The following is a 14,811-nucleotide window of genomic DNA, read 5'->3' on the forward strand; positions in this document are numbered from 1 at the left end:
TTGTCCTGCCTATTATAATTTCACTAGGATATCTAGGATATTATCCCAGCCATAACCAACTTCGGCTAACTCGATTCCGGCCATTTTAACCGTTTTTTCGCTGATTATGCGGCCGCCAAGTGCTTCGTAAAAACCCCTCGAAGGATTGTCCTTTAACGCCCATATAATTAAATTAGCATGTTGCTTTTGTACAAGTTCATCTACCACTGCTTTCATTAGTTTTCTTCCGATCTCTTGCCGTTGGTACTCTTTTAACAGATAAATGGCGTATACCTCACCTTGGATATGAAGATGATTCGTTTGTTCTGGGCCACCTGCTGCAAAGCCTACGATCTTTCCATCACCATTTTCAGCTATATAAGTTGCACTATGAAGCATCTTTAGATTTCTTGACCAATTTTTTTTCCTGGTTTCTAAATTTAAAGAGTTCAGATATAACTCTGGGAGAATTCCTTTGTAAGTGGATTGCCAACTTTTTATATGAACGTGGGCTATCCCAGTTATATCGTTTTCTGTAGCCTTTCTGATTTGCATGTGAAATCACCTTCCATTTAGTAGTTTCCCATAGAATATCATGACAGATGAGATTAAACTTCAGATTTATGTTTAAAAGTTTCTTATAAAGGAAAAGAAATAAAAGAGTCATTCAACGAGATGAAGGGAAGGTTGAGAAAGATGAAATTGAAAGTTGGTTTTTATTTTCCAGGTGGTAAAGAGATTGAGCATGAGGTCGATGGGGATGACAGTACACAAATCATTTCAAATATTCAGAAGCACCGCTTTTATAATTTAGTTAAAGGCGATACACATTATGTGGTAGACACTGAAAAGGCTGCATACTTCTCGGTGACAGAAATAGCTGATTGATTTTTAACCGTATTGGACATTTGTTCCGATACGGTTTATTCTTTTTTTTGAGATAGAAATACTTTAAAGGAGTCAGTCATGAAAATTAATTTTACGAACAACCAATATAATACATTAATTAAATTGGTGCAGTATGGATATTGGATAGCATCTGATATGGAAAAAAATGAAGAATTCAGTGAGTTAGAGCAGTATTTGAATTCCTATGCGAAGGATTTTGGCGTGAAAGGAATTGAATATATAGAAGAGTATGGGATTTACGATGTGAGTCGTGAGCTTGAAGAAAAAATCCAAGAAGTAATTAATGAATATGAAGATGGCGTTTTCCTGGATAAGATTGCCTATCACATGGCAAGAAACGAGTTTGTGAAGGAATCGAAGCTCAAAAATTTCAGCCAAGAGGAAGCATTTTTACGAGTACTTGAACTTGAAGAGAAATACCATCTGTATATAGAAGAGAATGGTCTGGAACATTTGAAAATTGAAAAATGAAGAAAACATGAAAGGGAGAGGAACCTCAATTATTCCTCTCCCTTTCATTAACCCAATTTCTCCATTTAATTAATCAGTTATTAGGTATTTCCATGAGCGTTACCTAGCTTATTAACGGCAAATGTATAAAATGCCATCATATCTTCCCGCGAAGAAAACCCCGCTTGAGCCAATTTTTCATTGCCCCCACCTTTACCATTGTGTGAAGAAAGCCATTCCCTAAAGAATTGTCCACAATGAATGGAGATGGTGCCATCGTGTGAAAGCAGAGCCTTTTGTTCCTGTAACGTTATAAATAGGAGAAGTGAGCTTTCTTTCCGATGTATAGCTGAAGAGAGCAGTTGTAGATCCTTCAATGTATGGTCTTCAAAAACATGCGCGATCAACGACCCATCTTCTCTATTTGCCAACAACGATGAAGCGAGAAACTCCATGTTTTCCAGTTTAAGCTTTTCATAAGCCATTGATAGCTTGTCGTGCTCGTTTTCCAATCTTTCCACCCTATTAAGGATATCTATACGACCTGTATTAAATTTGTATGATAACGTAGAAAGTAAGGTCAAGCTGTCGGTATAGTCGTTTAACGCCCTTAAGCCACATTTAAAATAGAGACGTGTACTTTCTTTCTGTTTTTCCGTTTTGAGGATTTTAATAATTCCTATTTCTCCGGTTTGTTCCACGTGCGTTCCACCACAAGGATTAAATTCAATGCCCTCGATTTCTACAATTCGAATGTTTTCTGTCACCGTAGGCATTTTGACTACGGGTATGGTCTTCAATTGATCTTCAGACACAAAGTATGTAAGTAACTTACGATTCTCATAGATATACTGATTGGCGATCCGTTCCGTTTCAACTGTTTGGACATCAGTCCAGGAAGGTGTATCAATATCAATGGAGACAATGTCTTGGCCAAGATGGAAACTGACGGTATTTGCGTTGAAAAGGTCCCTACAGACGGCTGAAAGTAAATGCTGTCCGCTATGCTGCTGCATATGGTCGAAACGGCGTTCCCAATCAAGCTTGCAATGTACGAAAAGGGAAGCGGGGCTGTTTCCAACCTTATGAAGGATATCTTCATTTTCATTTTTTGAAATTTCAAGAACTGATATACCATCTATGCTACCAATATCCCCAGGTTGACCTCCACCCTCAGGGTAAAAAGCTGTTTCATCGAGCAGTATATAATAAAAGCCTTCTTCTTCAAAAATGTCGAGGACCTTCGCGTCCCATTCAGATACCTTGGATGATTCATAATATAGTTTCTTTGTCATAATAACCCCTATCCCATATTTATTCAGTAAATTATATCACCCCCAACCATATTAATGGAATAAGGAACCTTTATCGGATGTTACAGTAAAATATGTAGTCTTTATGACAAAGATTCAAAAAAATTCATGAGACCGTCATTATGCTATTTATAGAAAAAACCTTTTGATGTAAAATATTCCTGAAAGAATATACTTTAGACCTAATTGAAATAAAAATATGGAATTGGGGCTCGACTATTTACAGGCTTTGTGTGAAAGTCGACTATCTTTTTTTCTATGCAATATGTTTATTTACGTAGGTTAGAAAGGGTCAAGTGATTAGAATTGCACATAGTCAATATGGAAAAATACAAAAATACTCTCTATCGAAATATTAAAAAACAGCTTTCTGATTGGTTGGAATTAGATAAAACGAAGATGGTTACTACAAATGAGGTACACCGTTTTCTTCATTCTATTAAAGGGACTGCAGGCACCATAGAGTTAGGTGGTCTCATGTTAATATCTGAAAATCTGTTAGGAAAGCTCGATGAAGACAGTGATGGAGTATGGAAACAAGATGACCTTGAAAATCTACTATTTGCTTTAATTGAACATACCTATGAATATGAGCATTTTGCAGAAGTGGAGATAAAAGAGAAGCCAGCCCATGATACACAGGCCCCACTCATTCAAATCATTGATGACGATATATCGATGCTGATCTTATTAAAGGACATCCTTGAAGAAAAAGGGTGGATGGTCATAACGAGTTCTGATCCGGTTAAAGCTACAAAACAATATTTTGAGATGCAGCCAGATTGCTTAATTCTAGATATTCAATTACCTACGAAAGATGGTTATCAAGTTCTGCAGGATATCCAATTTCATAATGAAAAATATTTCATCCCTAAAATCATGATTAGCATTCAAAATGACAAACAATCACGAATTAAAGCATATAAAATGGGGGCGGATGATTTCATTAGTAAGCCTATAGATATTGAAGAATTTGTTGTAAAAATAGAAAGACATATTCAGCGCAAGAAAATTTTCGATCAATCCGTCCTAATTGATGAACTTACTCAAGTATATAATCGTAGGTTCTTTGAAGATGTGCTACCGCGTTATTTTCAGGATTTCAAACGAAACGGAAATCTGTTTTCGATTAGTATCATAGATCTGGATCACTTTAAAAGAGTAAATGATACATATGGACATGCGATGGGTGACGTCGTTTTGTTGGAGTTTGCCCAGTTTATTAAAAACAACATCCGTAGTTCCGATTTGATTTGCCGGTATGGCGGTGAAGAATTTGTCATTATATTTCCTCAGACAGCAAATGAGGAAGCCAGGAATAAACTAACAGAATTAATAAAGATTTTCTCTACCAAAAGTTTCACTTATGAACAACAACATTTTTCTGTCTCTTTTTCTGCTGGTGTTTATACGGTACATGATGAGAGCATTACTCCTAAAGAGGCTTTTGAGGAAGCGGATAGTTCCTTGTATGAAGCAAAGCGTTTAGGGCGAGCGCGGGTGGAGAGCATTCAAAAAACTAGCATTAAAAAGAAATACCTTAATGTATCAGTGATAGATGACGATATCATTATTAGAACGATCTTAACGAAAATATTGCAGTCGATGGATTTTCCTCTTTATGATTTACATATAGCCGTATATGAAGATGGGGATTCATTTTTGAATTCAAACCGGGCAAACGAAAACATCGCCCATTTTTTGATACTTGATGGAGTAATGCCAACTATGGATGGCATTGACGTACTGAAGAAAGTGAAAAAGGGTAGCAATGCCGATTGTTTTACCGTTTTGATGTTAACCGGTAGAAAAAGTTCGGGGGACATTGCCACAGCATTAAAATTAGGAGCGGATGATTATGTCACAAAACCTTTTAATATTACTGATCTTCAGGTAAGAATGGAACGTCTGATAAAAAAAATAATGTAAGCAGTAGACCATTTTTCTATTCGATAGGAAAATAAAAGAGAAAGTAGGGTTGCGGTTTCAAAGAGTCACATCCATTTGAAACGAATTGATCCTTCTATTGCAGTACTGATCGTAAGGAGAATGAAAAAGTGAAACGGATTTTATTAGCTGAAGACGAAGAAATTTTGCGTATGCTTGTTGTGGATACATTAGAGGATGAAGATTACGAAGTCGATGAAGCTTCTGATGGTATTGAAGCGGTTCAATTACTTGAAAAGAATAGCTATGATCTCATCATCTTGGATTATATGATGCCAGGCTATACCGGTTTAGAAATCATTGAAAAAATCGAATCAACTGAAATTGAAAATAAAGGGAAAATCCTGATGCTATCGGCGAAAAGCCAGCAATTTGAACAAGAGAGAATTTTAGAAGCGGGAGCGGACTATTTCATGGCCAAGCCTTTTAGTCCAATGAAGCTTTTAGAGAAAATAGAGGCCATTTTACATGAAGCTGAAACGTTATTCAAATAAGAGTCTTTCTCGTCAAGTAGTCAGTCTAATGACTGCTTGTATCATTTTATTCATAGTTGGTACAGGGATTTTATTTTATGTGTTGCAGACTGTGAATGCAGAATATATCCAGAAAAGAAATGGAATTGTTGAGAAAGAATTGTTGTTGGATGAAATTTACGAGCAATATAATAATGTCTTTTTGGATGCTAGAGGTTATATTGCATTTGGAAATGAGACATATAAAGACAAAGTTTGGAACAGGGAAGATAAGATACGACATGATATTTCCACTTTCAAGGACCTATCAAGTTCAAAAGCCGATGAAAAAGTCCACACCAATCTCGTGAATTTTACTGATTATTATTTTAATGCCATTAAGCCTGTTTTTTCGAATATGGAAATGGACGGGAGTAGGGATAAGGGTAAGCAAATAGAAAATGAGATCACTGCCCAAGTTGCGGATTTTCGCGACAGTGTAAGGTCGTATTCGTCTGCGCTTTCAGAAAAGCTTGATGAGAATGTGAATGCATTGGCAAAAGAACAGTCCATTTTACAAGGGACCTTTATCGGATTCGTACTTGTTTTCTTATTGGTCTTTCAGAAAGTCGTGAGAAGCATTATTAGGAATATCGGAAAGCCTTTGGCTGATTTTTCATTTGCAGCTAATGAGATTGCAGCTGGTAGGGACGCCATCATTTCAGTAGATGAAGGCCGGGGAGATGAATTAGGGGTTTTGGCCATTGCCTTTAGAAAGATGATTGCAAGCATTCAGGATAAAGAGCAGGAATTGATGGCTCATAATGAAGAATTGCTTGCTCAGCAAGATGAACTTCAGGCCCAGCAGAATGAATTACAAGAAACGTTGGGGCTTATAACGAAGAATGAGAAACAACTGACTAGAAGAAATAAACTAATAAATGGTATTTCCACTTCTTTGGATAAAAATGACGTTCTTAAAAGTATTGTCTGTAATATGAGCAGTTTGATTGGAGCTGACCGTGGTATGATCACTCTAATTAATGAAGATGCATATTCTTCTTTCGGCATATCGGAATATGGAGTACAGCAATACCGAAAGAATATCAATACTGGGTTAAATGAACGCTTAATAGAAGGAAAAAAGCCATTCACTGTTAAAAGAGAGCAACATGTCAGTGAAAAGGGATACCATGAAAATACGAATTACAGTTATGATTTATTTCTTCCCGTTCTATCGGCTTTGCAAGAGGTCGACGCAATCATGGTTTTCAGCCGTTATGGGTCCGCTTATACAGAAGAAGAAATGAGTGAATGTGAAACATTGGCTAAGCAGATTTCAACTTCACTTGATAAAATCAAGCTGTACGAGCAAACGGAAGATAATCGCCGGTTAAATCAGGATATCCTGAGCACGATACAGGAAGGCATTCAATTAATAGACCAAGATAGAAAGATTGTTCAAGTGAATCAACAATTTTGTGACCTATTCAAACCGGGGTCGGAACCAGTACATATCATCGGATCTCCATGGGAAAGATGGAGTAGTGAAATGGATAGCCGGATTGCCCAAGAAGATTTCTTGGATACCTTGGAAAAAGCATTAAAAAGAGCGGATGAAGAGGCGGACTCTGAAGAGCGCACGTTCACTTTTCACAAGAAAGAAAACAACCAAGTTCTCAAGGTATACTTTGAAATCATAAAGTATGGTGAAGAAGCTTATGGCACCATTTTGGTTTTTCGTGATATTACGAAAGAATATGAAGTGGACCAAATGAAGTCCGAGTTTGTCAGTACCGTCAGTCATGAATTGCGTACCCCGCTTGCGAGTGTTCTAGGCTTTACCGAATTAATGTTAAATAAACCGTTAAAACCGGAAAGACAAACAAAGTATTTACAGACTATTTATAATGAGGCGAAGAGGCTCACCGCTTTAATCAATGACTTTCTGGATGTGCAACGAATGGAATCGGGTAAACAAACATATGAGAAGAAATATGTTGAGATTCTACCGTTGTTGCAAAAGGTCATAGAGAACCTTGAAATTAGCACATCACTCCATGATATTCGTCTTCTTGCGGAAACTGATGATCTCGTGATTATAGGTGACCGCGCAAAAATCGAACAAGCTATCATGAATCTATTGAGTAATGCAATTAAATACTCTCCAGATGGAGGGAAAGTTCTTATTCGGGTGTACAGCAAGAAAGAAACGTTATCCATCGATATCGTGGATGAGGGGTTGGGAATCCCACAGGAATCCCTTAAACATTTGTTCCAGAAATTTTACCGTGTGGACAATTCGGACCGCAGGCGGATAGGAGGAACGGGTTTAGGGTTATCCATCGTGGAGGAAATCGTCAAATCGCATGGTGGGCATATATCCGTAAAATCAGAGTACGGTCGTGGAAGTACATTCACTCTTTCATTCCCTAAGATAACCCTTAAGGAAGAACGTACCCCGAATGATGGACATTCAAAAAAATTGAGCTATGATATCATGGTCATTGAAGACGATTTCAATTTAGCGGAGTTATTAAGATACGAACTGGTTGACAGCGGTTTTCAAGTCAGTTATTTCAAAAGCGGAAAGAAGGCGCTTCAGAAATTGAAGCAATCGCCTCCGGATGCCATCGTCCTTGACATTCTCCTTGAAGAGGGGGAAATGGATGGGTGGTCAATCATGAAAGAGTTGAAAGGAAGACCGGAGTTAAAGGACATCCCCATTTTTGTATCGACTGCGCTTGATGAAAAAGAAAAAGGTTTTTCGCTTGGGGCAAAGGAATACTTGGTTAAACCTTACAAACCAAGTCAATTATCAAAGGTGATCATGCATACGTTATTAAGCAATGGAAAAAAAGGCCAGATTATGGTCCCACGTCCATCCTGGGAAGCCGAAAGAAGCCTTTGAAAAAATAAAAATGTTAGAATAGGTGTACAGAAAGATAAAAAAATGATAGATTCAAATATGATGGAAAAATAAATATTTGGGTACAATTGTAGGTAAAGGTAAGTTACAGGAGGATTTTTATACATGCAAAAAATTCAGGCCGGTTTGGCTGTAGAGTTACAAGTAGAACGTAAGGCTGATTTCGGATGGTTCTTGACTGATGGTTCGGAAGATGTCTTGCTACACCATAATGAAGCGAATGAAGGTACTGAACTTGAAATTGGTGATGAAGTTACAGTATTTATCTATCATGATAAACAGGCACGGTTAACGGCTACCATGAATATTCCGGAAATACAGATTGACAAATATGGCTGGGCAGAAGTCGTCAATGTACAAAAGAAGCTAGGCGTCTTTGTGAATATTGGGCTTTCTAAAGATATTCTTGTATCTTTAGACGACCTTCCGAACATCGATCGTTTATGGCCGGAAGTGGGGGATCGTCTCTATATTTGCCTGAAAACAGATCGGAATGATCGTTTATTCGGCAGACTTACAACGGAAGATATCATTCAAGAAATCACTGTTCCAGCTCCATTAAAAGGAGTCCGCAATACTACCGTAAAAGGGAATGTATATCGATTGCTGATGGTCGGTTCCTTCTTTGTTTCGGAGGAAGGGTATCGTTGCTTTATTCATGAAAGTGAGAGAAAAGAAGAGCCGCGCCTAGGAGAATTTGTTGAGGGGCGTGTAATCGACAGTAAGGAAGATGGCACACTTAACGTTTCTCTATTTCCATTCAAGCAAGATCTAATGGAAGAAGATGCTGATATCATCTATACTTATTTAATGAATCGCGGTGGAGCCATGCCATATGGTGATAAGACTCCGCCTAGTGATATCCAGTTCCATTTCGGTTTAAGTAAGGGAGCCTTCAAACGTGCTCTTGGTAAATTGATGAAAGAAGGAAAGATTTATCAAGAAGAAGGATGGACATACTCTTCTGATCGTAAATGATAAAAAAGCAGCGGAATGAACTTCTCCGCTGCTTTTTTATGGTTCTTATTAAAAGATTTTCTTTTTCCCCTTTTCTTCTTTTAAAATCTCCACCGCTTCACGAAATCTCATGGAATGAACAATTTCCCTTTCTCTTAAAAACCTTAATGAATCGTTGATGTCCGGATCATCCGAAATGTCAATCAACCATTGATAGGTTGCTCTGGCCTTTTCTTCTGCTGCAATATCTTCATATAAATCTGCTATGGGATCGCCCTTTGCTTGAATATACGTAGCCGTCCATGGATTTCCTGCTGCATTTTCATAGAAGAGGGCGCTGTCGTGATTAACATAGTGGTCACCAAGACCGGCCTCTAGCATTTGTTCCGGTGTGGCGTCTTTTGTAAGCTTATAAATCATCGTTGCAATCATTTCTAAATGGGCAAATTCTTCCGTTCCAATGTCGGTGAGCAATCCGATAACTTTTTCCGGAATTGTATAGCGTTGATTTAAGTATCGTAGTGCGGCAGCCAATTCACCATCAGCGCCTCCATATTGTTCTCTTAAATATTTAGCCAGTGTGGGATTACAAGTACCAACCTTTACTGGATATTGTAGCTTTTTCTCATATATCCACATAGATATCTCTCCTTAAACCTGCCATGGCCAGGGTCCTTGGCCCCATTCCCATTTATTTTCACCATCTGGACTGTTTCCAAATTGAAACAATGGGCCGTATTTAGGTTCAAATGCTGCCTTCAATTTGGTTGAGTATTGTTGAAATTGGTTGAATTGTTGTAAAGCTTGCTGATCATGGGGATGTGTATCCAAATACAGAGTCAGCTCGACTAACACGAAATCGGCAGCTTGTATTTGGCCGAGTAACTGGTAATATTCATCATCCAGTTTCCTATTCATTACTATTTCTCCCTTTCACGATATGGATTATCATAAAAATCGTAGAAAAATTTCCAAAGCGTACCATACCTCAAAGCTTCTTCTGGAGAAAATTGTTCCAGGTTAGGCGGCTGAAAATTAATATACAAATTCGGAGGCGTACGGTAATACTTTCTTCCGATTGGTGGACATGGATCGAATTTGCTATGAAAAGGCTTATAGGACTTGATTAAGGTAAAAGTCTTTTCACTTGCCAAGGAAACCCCTCCTTTCAATATAAGGTCAGCCATTAATAATTATGCTGTTGTTAATAAAATATGCCTAATGAAAAACGGCCAAAAGGTAGGACAGACTCTACTTGGAATCGTTTTTGTATTTTTGGGCTTGTTATCCTCTTGTTATCTTTCTGTGATGTTTGACATCTATTCTTCATCTGTTTGTTCTTTGTATAGGAACAATCTGTGATAGTATTTAGAACATAGCTTTTGAAAGAGTTCACAAGGAGGTACGATATATGAAAAAATCAATTTTATCGTTAACGGCCGTGGTGGCCATATCAGGAGCATTTACAATACCGGTTCAAGCTGAGGAAGTTACAGTCAAAAATGGTGACACACTATGGGGATTATCTCAATCACATAAAGTTTCAGTAGAAGATATTAAATCATGGAATCAATTAACGTCAGATTATATATATGTGGGAGACTCTTTACATATTTCTCAAGAAGAGCAATATACCGTAAAGGCTGGAGACACATTATCGAAAATAGCGAATAAATATCATGTTTCGATTAAGGACCTTAAATCATGGAATAATTTAAATACAGATACAATTCATCCAAAACAGGCCCTAGTTATTAAACCAGCGGCAAATAAGGTGGAGGCAGCAAGTACAGGTCCAGATAATAAGGCAGAGCAAGCTGCACCAGCACAAGAGACTGCACCAGTACAAAAAACTGCACCTACACAACCTGAAAAAACAGAAAAAGAGAATAATGTATCGCAAAATGAATCAAATCAAGACAATGTAGCAAAAGAAATGACTGTAAGGGCAACAGCCTATACAGCAGATTGCCAAGGATGTAGCGGCGTCACAGCGACAGGGGTGGATTTGAAAGCAAATCCAAATCAAAAAGTCATTTCCGTTGATCCATCTGTCATACCGCTAGGAACAAAAGTATATGTAGAAGGCTACGGTTATGCAACGGCAGCTGATACAGGTAGTGCGATTAAAGGAAATAAGGTCGATATTTTCATTCCAAATAAAGAAGATGCTCTAAACTGGGGCGTCAAAAACGTTAATCTAAAAATCCTTAATTAAGAACTGACAATTGCTCTATATGAAAGAAGGAATGGACACAGATAATATCTGTGTCTATTTTTTATTCTTTTGGTGTATGAAAAAAACGAGTACAATAGAGATATTAAAACAATAGTCAATTGGGGGAGTCACACTTTGATAGAAAAAGCACGCGAATATTTACAGCAGTATTTTGGTTATGAATCATTCAGGACAGGCCAAGAAAAGATTATCGAGCAAGTCTTAGATGGAATAAACACAGCTGGAATTATGCCGACTGGAGGAGGAAAGTCAATTTGCTACCAGATTCCAGCCCTACTTTTGCCAGGCGTCACACTCGTTATATCCCCGTTAATCTCCTTGATGAAAGATCAGGTTGATGCCCTCGAACAAAACGGCATCGATGCCACTTTTCTCAACAGCTCCATATCTGGTACGGAAGCTTCCAATAGGATGAGAGATATTAAGCAGGGAAGGTACAAGCTGGTATACCTGGCACCGGAACGATTGGAAAACCATATTTTTCAGAGGGATCTGGCTAGTGTGGATATATCGATGGTCGCGATAGACGAAGCTCACTGCATCTCTCAATGGGGTCATGATTTTAGACCAAGTTATTTAAAAATCAAAACCTTTTTGAAAGAAATGCCGACTGCTCCGACCATTCTTGCCTTAACAGCGACAGCAACCCCGCATGTAACAGAAGATATCTGTCAGTCATTGGGAATTACTGCAAACCATACGGTATCCACAGGATTCGCTAGGGAAAATTTATTTTTTTCCGTCGTCAAGGAAGAGAACCGCAGTCGATATTTAATGCGTTATATTGAGAAGAATAAAAATGAGTCCGGTATTATATATGCTGCAACAAGAAAAGAAGTCGATTCATTACATGCCAAACTCAACAAAGCGGGTATTAAAACAGGGCGTTATCATGCTGGAATGAATGAACATGATCGATCTGAACAACAGGAGCTATTCATTCGTGACGATATATCTTTGATGATTGCAACCTCAGCTTTCGGTATGGGCATTGACAAATCAAACGTTCGTTATGTCATCCATTACCAAACGCCGAAGAATATGGAAAGTTATTATCAAGAAGCAGGTCGTGCAGGACGTGATGGATTGGATAGTGAATGTATTCTGCTTTATTCACCTCAAGACATGCAGATTCAGCGTTTCTTAATCGACCAATCCAATCCCTCTCAAGAATGGCAAGCCCAAGAACTGAAGAAGCTGAATAGGATGAAGGATTATTGTTTTACAGAAGGGTGTTTACAAGCATTTATCCTTCGATACTTTGGTGAAGAGAATCCGGAAGATTGTGGTCATTGTGAAAACTGTACGGATAAACGTGATGCCGTAGATGTGACAACTCAGACGCAAATGGTCCTTTCGTGCATGTTGCGAATGGGGGAAAGGTTCGGCAAGACGATGATCAGTCAAGTGCTTACAGGTTCAAAAAACAAAAAGATAGAACAATTTGGATTCCATAAGCTCTCGACATATGGAATTATCAATAATCAGTCAGCTAAAGATGTTGCCGATTTCATAGATTTTTTGACCGCCAAGCAATTTATCGAAATGACAGGTGGGCAATTTCCTGTTCTTAAAGTAACAAATGCTGGTAGGGAAGTGTTGCTAAATCAGAAGCAAGTGCTACGCAAAGAAGTGAAACAAGTCACCAGCATTAATGTGGATCATGGTTTGTTTGAAGAATTACGACGTGTAAGAAAAGACATCGCAAGTACGGAAAATGTGCCGCCATTCATTATTTTTTCGGATGCCACTTTAAAGGATATGGCAACAAGGTTACCTGTGACAGAACAAGATTTCCTTGAGGTCAAAGGCGTGGGCTCACAAAAATACAATCGTTTTGGTAGGACATTTTTAGAGGTAGTTTCGAATTATTTACAAGCACATCCTGACATTGAGTCGAATAGAATATATAAAAAAGAAACGACGAAAAGCAGTACAGGACCTTCACATATCGAAAGTTATCGTTTATATCAAGAAGGAAAGTCAATCAAAGAAATTGCAACGATAAGAGGCCTGTCTACAATTTCCATCGAAAATCATTTATTAAAGTGTGCGGAAGAACAAATGGATATCAAATGGGAGGGTTTCTTCAATCAAGAAGAGTACGATTTAGTACTGGAAACTGCTAAACAACTTGATTCCGGAAAGCTAAAACCTCTTAAAGAGGCCCTTCCCGAGCATTTTTCATACTTTCAGATAAAAGCGATCATGGTAAAAGCCACATTAGCTAACTAATTGATCAAATAATGGTTATTTTTTAGCGCTGGATAAATAAGAAGTTGATTTGATACGTATACTATAGAAGTAAAACAGCCGAAAAGTTCATTGGCTTAAAACTTGGTGTGTAATTTGAAAAAGGAGGTTGCTCATGTATTTTGGCAAAAAGAATTCAGAGGAACCAGAAATCATAATGGAAGATACTATTGTATATGCGTGCGGATCAGCGGATTGTAATGGCTGGATGAGGAAGGACTTTGCCTCAGTAAACTATGATTGTCCAATGTGTGGAAGTCAATTAATTGAAGAAGTTAGAGAACTTCCGAAAATTGAAAATGAATATAATGCGTATAAATAAAAGGGGTAAGTACTTACCTCTTTTTATTTTGGGAATGTAATTAGGCTTCATGAAGATATAATAACTACTCTTTACATCATAAGAAACGTGTGCTATAATTAAATTTCAGTGTTGTTATTAGAAAATACTAAGAGGGTAATTTAAAAGATACATTTTTATTAATATAATAATTTTCATCGTTTTTATGATGAAGTAGAAACAAGTTAAAACAACTAGAAAGAAATACGTTTTAATCACCAGGTATTTTCCTCGATTCATTTTGTTCTTCATTAACTTACTTCTATGTAGCCATTTATCTTTTGGATTTAATTTTCCCAATTGGAATTACGGACGGTTTAATTAATAAACATGTACTTATCAGCTTTCACCTGATTCTCACAGGCACGGTCTAGGAGCCGTATGGATGAGAGAGAGGCAGGGCTTTCATTGTTTTAGGTTATGGCACTAAAATTACTCTCATGCTTGATTCGACTTTATACTAAGCGAACAAGCTGGAAGAATCATGATTATGATTCTTGAATACAGTCCAGTCTTTATAAGCTCTGAGGTAGTCAAAGGCTGGATTGTGAATACTTGGATTTGGAATTGTAGGTATCCTAAGCTTTACTTAAATATTTTATGAAGAAATATGTTATAATGTATAATGAGATATTTAAAATTGGTTGTGATCTCCTGTTATTTCCACTCATTTATCTTGAGTGTATAGTAACTAATCTTAGATAAGTAAATGGGCTATACTCACATTTATTTAGATTAATCGCTAGCTATTCTTCTTTATCTTTATGGCACCGGCACAAAAAATCTGTGCTAAGTCAATTTAAATCTAAGGAGTGAGATACATGTATAGAAGAAATAATACGGAAGAAATCATTCCTGAAGAAACTAAGGTTTGGGAATGCACATCAGAAGATTGTAAAGGGTGGATTCGGGATAACTTTACGAGCAATGATGAGCACCTTTGCCCATTATGCGGTAGTAAAATGAAACAAGGTACAAGAATGCTACAAGCAATTAATAATCCGAGAAATTATTAATACCATTAAAAAAGCTGAAGGGATTCT

The 14,811-nt window shown here is 37.6% G+C and carries 15 protein-coding genes; 10 read left to right on the forward strand and 5 right to left on the reverse strand.

Features of this window, described 5'->3' with window-relative positions:
• Positions 1 to 12 precede the first annotated feature (12 nt).
• Complete coding sequence (locus tag ACIQXR_RS03045) at positions 13 to 534, reverse strand: GNAT family N-acetyltransferase (protein WP_402868770.1); 522 nt, start codon at positions 532 to 534, stop codon at positions 13 to 15.
• A 141-nt stretch (positions 535 to 675) separates the two neighbouring features.
• Between ACIQXR_RS03045 and ACIQXR_RS03050 the strand changes: the two genes are divergently transcribed.
• Together ACIQXR_RS03050 and ACIQXR_RS03055 are read left to right on the forward strand one after the other, a co-directional pair.
• Entirely contained in the window at positions 676 to 867 is a 192-nt protein-coding gene (locus ACIQXR_RS03050; protein ID WP_402958677.1) for a hypothetical protein, read from the forward strand.
• 78 nt (positions 868 to 945) lie between these two features.
• Positions 946 to 1,359 carry a hypothetical protein gene (locus ACIQXR_RS03055; RefSeq protein ID WP_402868766.1) on the forward strand — a complete coding sequence of 138 codons (414 nt, stop codon included), beginning with the start codon at positions 946 to 948 and terminating at the stop codon, positions 1,357 to 1,359.
• Positions 1,360 to 1,439: 80 nt separating this feature from the next.
• On the opposite strand, the gene ACIQXR_RS03060 is transcribed toward ACIQXR_RS03055, so the two are convergent.
• Positions 1,440 to 2,633 carry an alanyl-tRNA editing protein gene (locus tag ACIQXR_RS03060; protein WP_402868764.1) on the reverse strand — a complete coding sequence of 398 codons (1,194 nt, stop codon included), beginning with the start codon at positions 2,631 to 2,633 and terminating at the stop codon, positions 1,440 to 1,442.
• Positions 2,634 to 3,128: 495 nt separating this feature from the next.
• On the opposite strand from ACIQXR_RS03060, the gene ACIQXR_RS03065 reads away from it, so the two are divergent.
• The 4 genes from ACIQXR_RS03065 (at position 3,129) to ACIQXR_RS03080 (ending at position 8,957) form a co-directional block, all read left to right on the forward strand.
• Entirely contained in the window at positions 3,129 to 4,580 is a 1,452-nt protein-coding gene (locus ACIQXR_RS03065) for a GGDEF domain-containing response regulator (protein ID WP_403079462.1), read from the forward strand.
• A 128-nt stretch (positions 4,581 to 4,708) separates the two neighbouring features.
• Positions 4,709 to 5,092, forward strand: a complete 384-nt coding sequence (locus ACIQXR_RS03070) for a response regulator transcription factor (protein WP_402868760.1) — start codon at positions 4,709 to 4,711, stop codon at positions 5,090 to 5,092.
• Positions 5,067 to 7,961: an ATP-binding protein gene (locus ACIQXR_RS03075; RefSeq protein ID WP_402868759.1), complete on the forward strand. Its 2,895-nt coding sequence runs from the start codon at positions 5,067 to 5,069 to the stop codon at positions 7,959 to 7,961. Before ACIQXR_RS03070 ends, ACIQXR_RS03075 begins: the two co-directional genes overlap by 26 nt.
• A gap of 123 nt (positions 7,962 to 8,084) precedes the next feature.
• Positions 8,085 to 8,957 (forward strand): CvfB family protein, encoded by an 873-nt coding sequence (locus ACIQXR_RS03080; RefSeq protein WP_402958689.1) that lies wholly within the window; start codon positions 8,085 to 8,087, stop codon positions 8,955 to 8,957.
• A 48-nt stretch (positions 8,958 to 9,005) separates the two neighbouring features.
• Here the strand turns inward: ACIQXR_RS03080 and cotJC are convergent, their stop codons facing one another.
• From cotJC to ACIQXR_RS03095, 3 genes are read right to left on the reverse strand one after another with little or no spacing between them, the layout of a single operon-like run.
• Entirely contained in the window at positions 9,006 to 9,575 is a 570-nt protein-coding gene (cotJC, locus tag ACIQXR_RS03085; protein WP_402868755.1) for a spore coat protein CotJC, read from the reverse strand.
• Positions 9,576 to 9,587: 12 nt separating this feature from the next.
• Positions 9,588 to 9,854, reverse strand: a complete 267-nt coding sequence (locus ACIQXR_RS03090) for a spore coat protein CotJB (RefSeq protein ID WP_402868753.1) — start codon at positions 9,852 to 9,854, stop codon at positions 9,588 to 9,590.
• 2 nt (positions 9,855 to 9,856) lie between these two features.
• On the reverse strand, positions 9,857 to 10,090 hold the full coding sequence (locus tag ACIQXR_RS03095) for a spore coat associated protein CotJA (protein WP_402868751.1): 234 nt from the start codon (positions 10,088 to 10,090) through the stop codon (positions 9,857 to 9,859).
• A gap of 257 nt (positions 10,091 to 10,347) precedes the next feature.
• Between ACIQXR_RS03095 and ACIQXR_RS03100 the strand changes: the two genes are divergently transcribed.
• The 4 genes from ACIQXR_RS03100 to ACIQXR_RS03115 all read left to right on the forward strand — a co-directional run bounded on the left by ACIQXR_RS03100 (position 10,348) and on the right by ACIQXR_RS03115 (position 14,784).
• Positions 10,348 to 11,154: a LysM peptidoglycan-binding and 3D domain-containing protein gene (locus ACIQXR_RS03100; protein ID WP_402868749.1), complete on the forward strand. Its 807-nt coding sequence runs from the start codon at positions 10,348 to 10,350 to the stop codon at positions 11,152 to 11,154.
• Between the two features lie 135 nt (positions 11,155 to 11,289).
• Positions 11,290 to 13,410: a DNA helicase RecQ gene (gene recQ / locus ACIQXR_RS03105; RefSeq protein WP_402868747.1), complete on the forward strand. Its 2,121-nt coding sequence runs from the start codon at positions 11,290 to 11,292 to the stop codon at positions 13,408 to 13,410.
• 133 nt (positions 13,411 to 13,543) lie between these two features.
• Positions 13,544 to 13,750: a cold-inducible protein YdjO-related protein gene (locus ACIQXR_RS03110; protein ID WP_402868746.1), complete on the forward strand. Its 207-nt coding sequence runs from the start codon at positions 13,544 to 13,546 to the stop codon at positions 13,748 to 13,750.
• Positions 13,751 to 14,589: 839 nt separating this feature from the next.
• Positions 14,590 to 14,784 carry a cold-shock protein gene (locus ACIQXR_RS03115; protein WP_402868744.1) on the forward strand — a complete coding sequence of 65 codons (195 nt, stop codon included), beginning with the start codon at positions 14,590 to 14,592 and terminating at the stop codon, positions 14,782 to 14,784.
• Positions 14,785 to 14,811: the final 27 nt, after the last annotated feature.

This window comes from Peribacillus sp. NPDC097224, assembly GCF_044761985.1.
Classification (GTDB): Bacteria; Bacillota; Bacilli; order Bacillales; family DSM-1321; genus Peribacillus.

Bases quoted from the DNA above. Each gene is read 5' to 3' on its own strand.
- ACIQXR_RS03045 (WP_402868770.1), bottom strand. From the start codon at position 534: ATGCAAATCAGAAAGGCTACAGAAAACGATATAACTGGGATAGCCCAC.
- ACIQXR_RS03100 (WP_402868749.1), top strand. From the start codon at position 10,348: ATGAAAAAATCAATTTTATCGTTAACGGCCGTGGTGGCCATATCAGGA.
- ACIQXR_RS03080 (WP_402958689.1), top strand. From the start codon at position 8,085: ATGCAAAAAATTCAGGCCGGTTTGGCTGTAGAGTTACAAGTAGAACGT.
- ACIQXR_RS03055 (WP_402868766.1), top strand. From the start codon at position 946: ATGAAAATTAATTTTACGAACAACCAATATAATACATTAATTAAATTG.
- ACIQXR_RS03090 (WP_402868753.1), bottom strand. From the start codon at position 9,854: ATGAATAGGAAACTGGATGATGAATATTACCAGTTACTCGGCCAAATA.
- ACIQXR_RS03110 (WP_402868746.1), top strand. From the start codon at position 13,544: ATGTATTTTGGCAAAAAGAATTCAGAGGAACCAGAAATCATAATGGAA.
- ACIQXR_RS03065 (WP_403079462.1), top strand. From the start codon at position 3,129: ATGTTAATATCTGAAAATCTGTTAGGAAAGCTCGATGAAGACAGTGAT.
- ACIQXR_RS03060 (WP_402868764.1), bottom strand. From the start codon at position 2,633: ATGACAAAGAAACTATATTATGAATCATCCAAGGTATCTGAATGGGAC.
- ACIQXR_RS03115 (WP_402868744.1), top strand. From the start codon at position 14,590: ATGTATAGAAGAAATAATACGGAAGAAATCATTCCTGAAGAAACTAAG.
- ACIQXR_RS03050 (WP_402958677.1), top strand. From the start codon at position 676: ATGAAATTGAAAGTTGGTTTTTATTTTCCAGGTGGTAAAGAGATTGAG.
- ACIQXR_RS03075 (WP_402868759.1), top strand. From the start codon at position 5,067: ATGAAGCTGAAACGTTATTCAAATAAGAGTCTTTCTCGTCAAGTAGTC.
- cotJC (WP_402868755.1), bottom strand. From the start codon at position 9,575: ATGTGGATATATGAGAAAAAGCTACAATATCCAGTAAAGGTTGGTACT.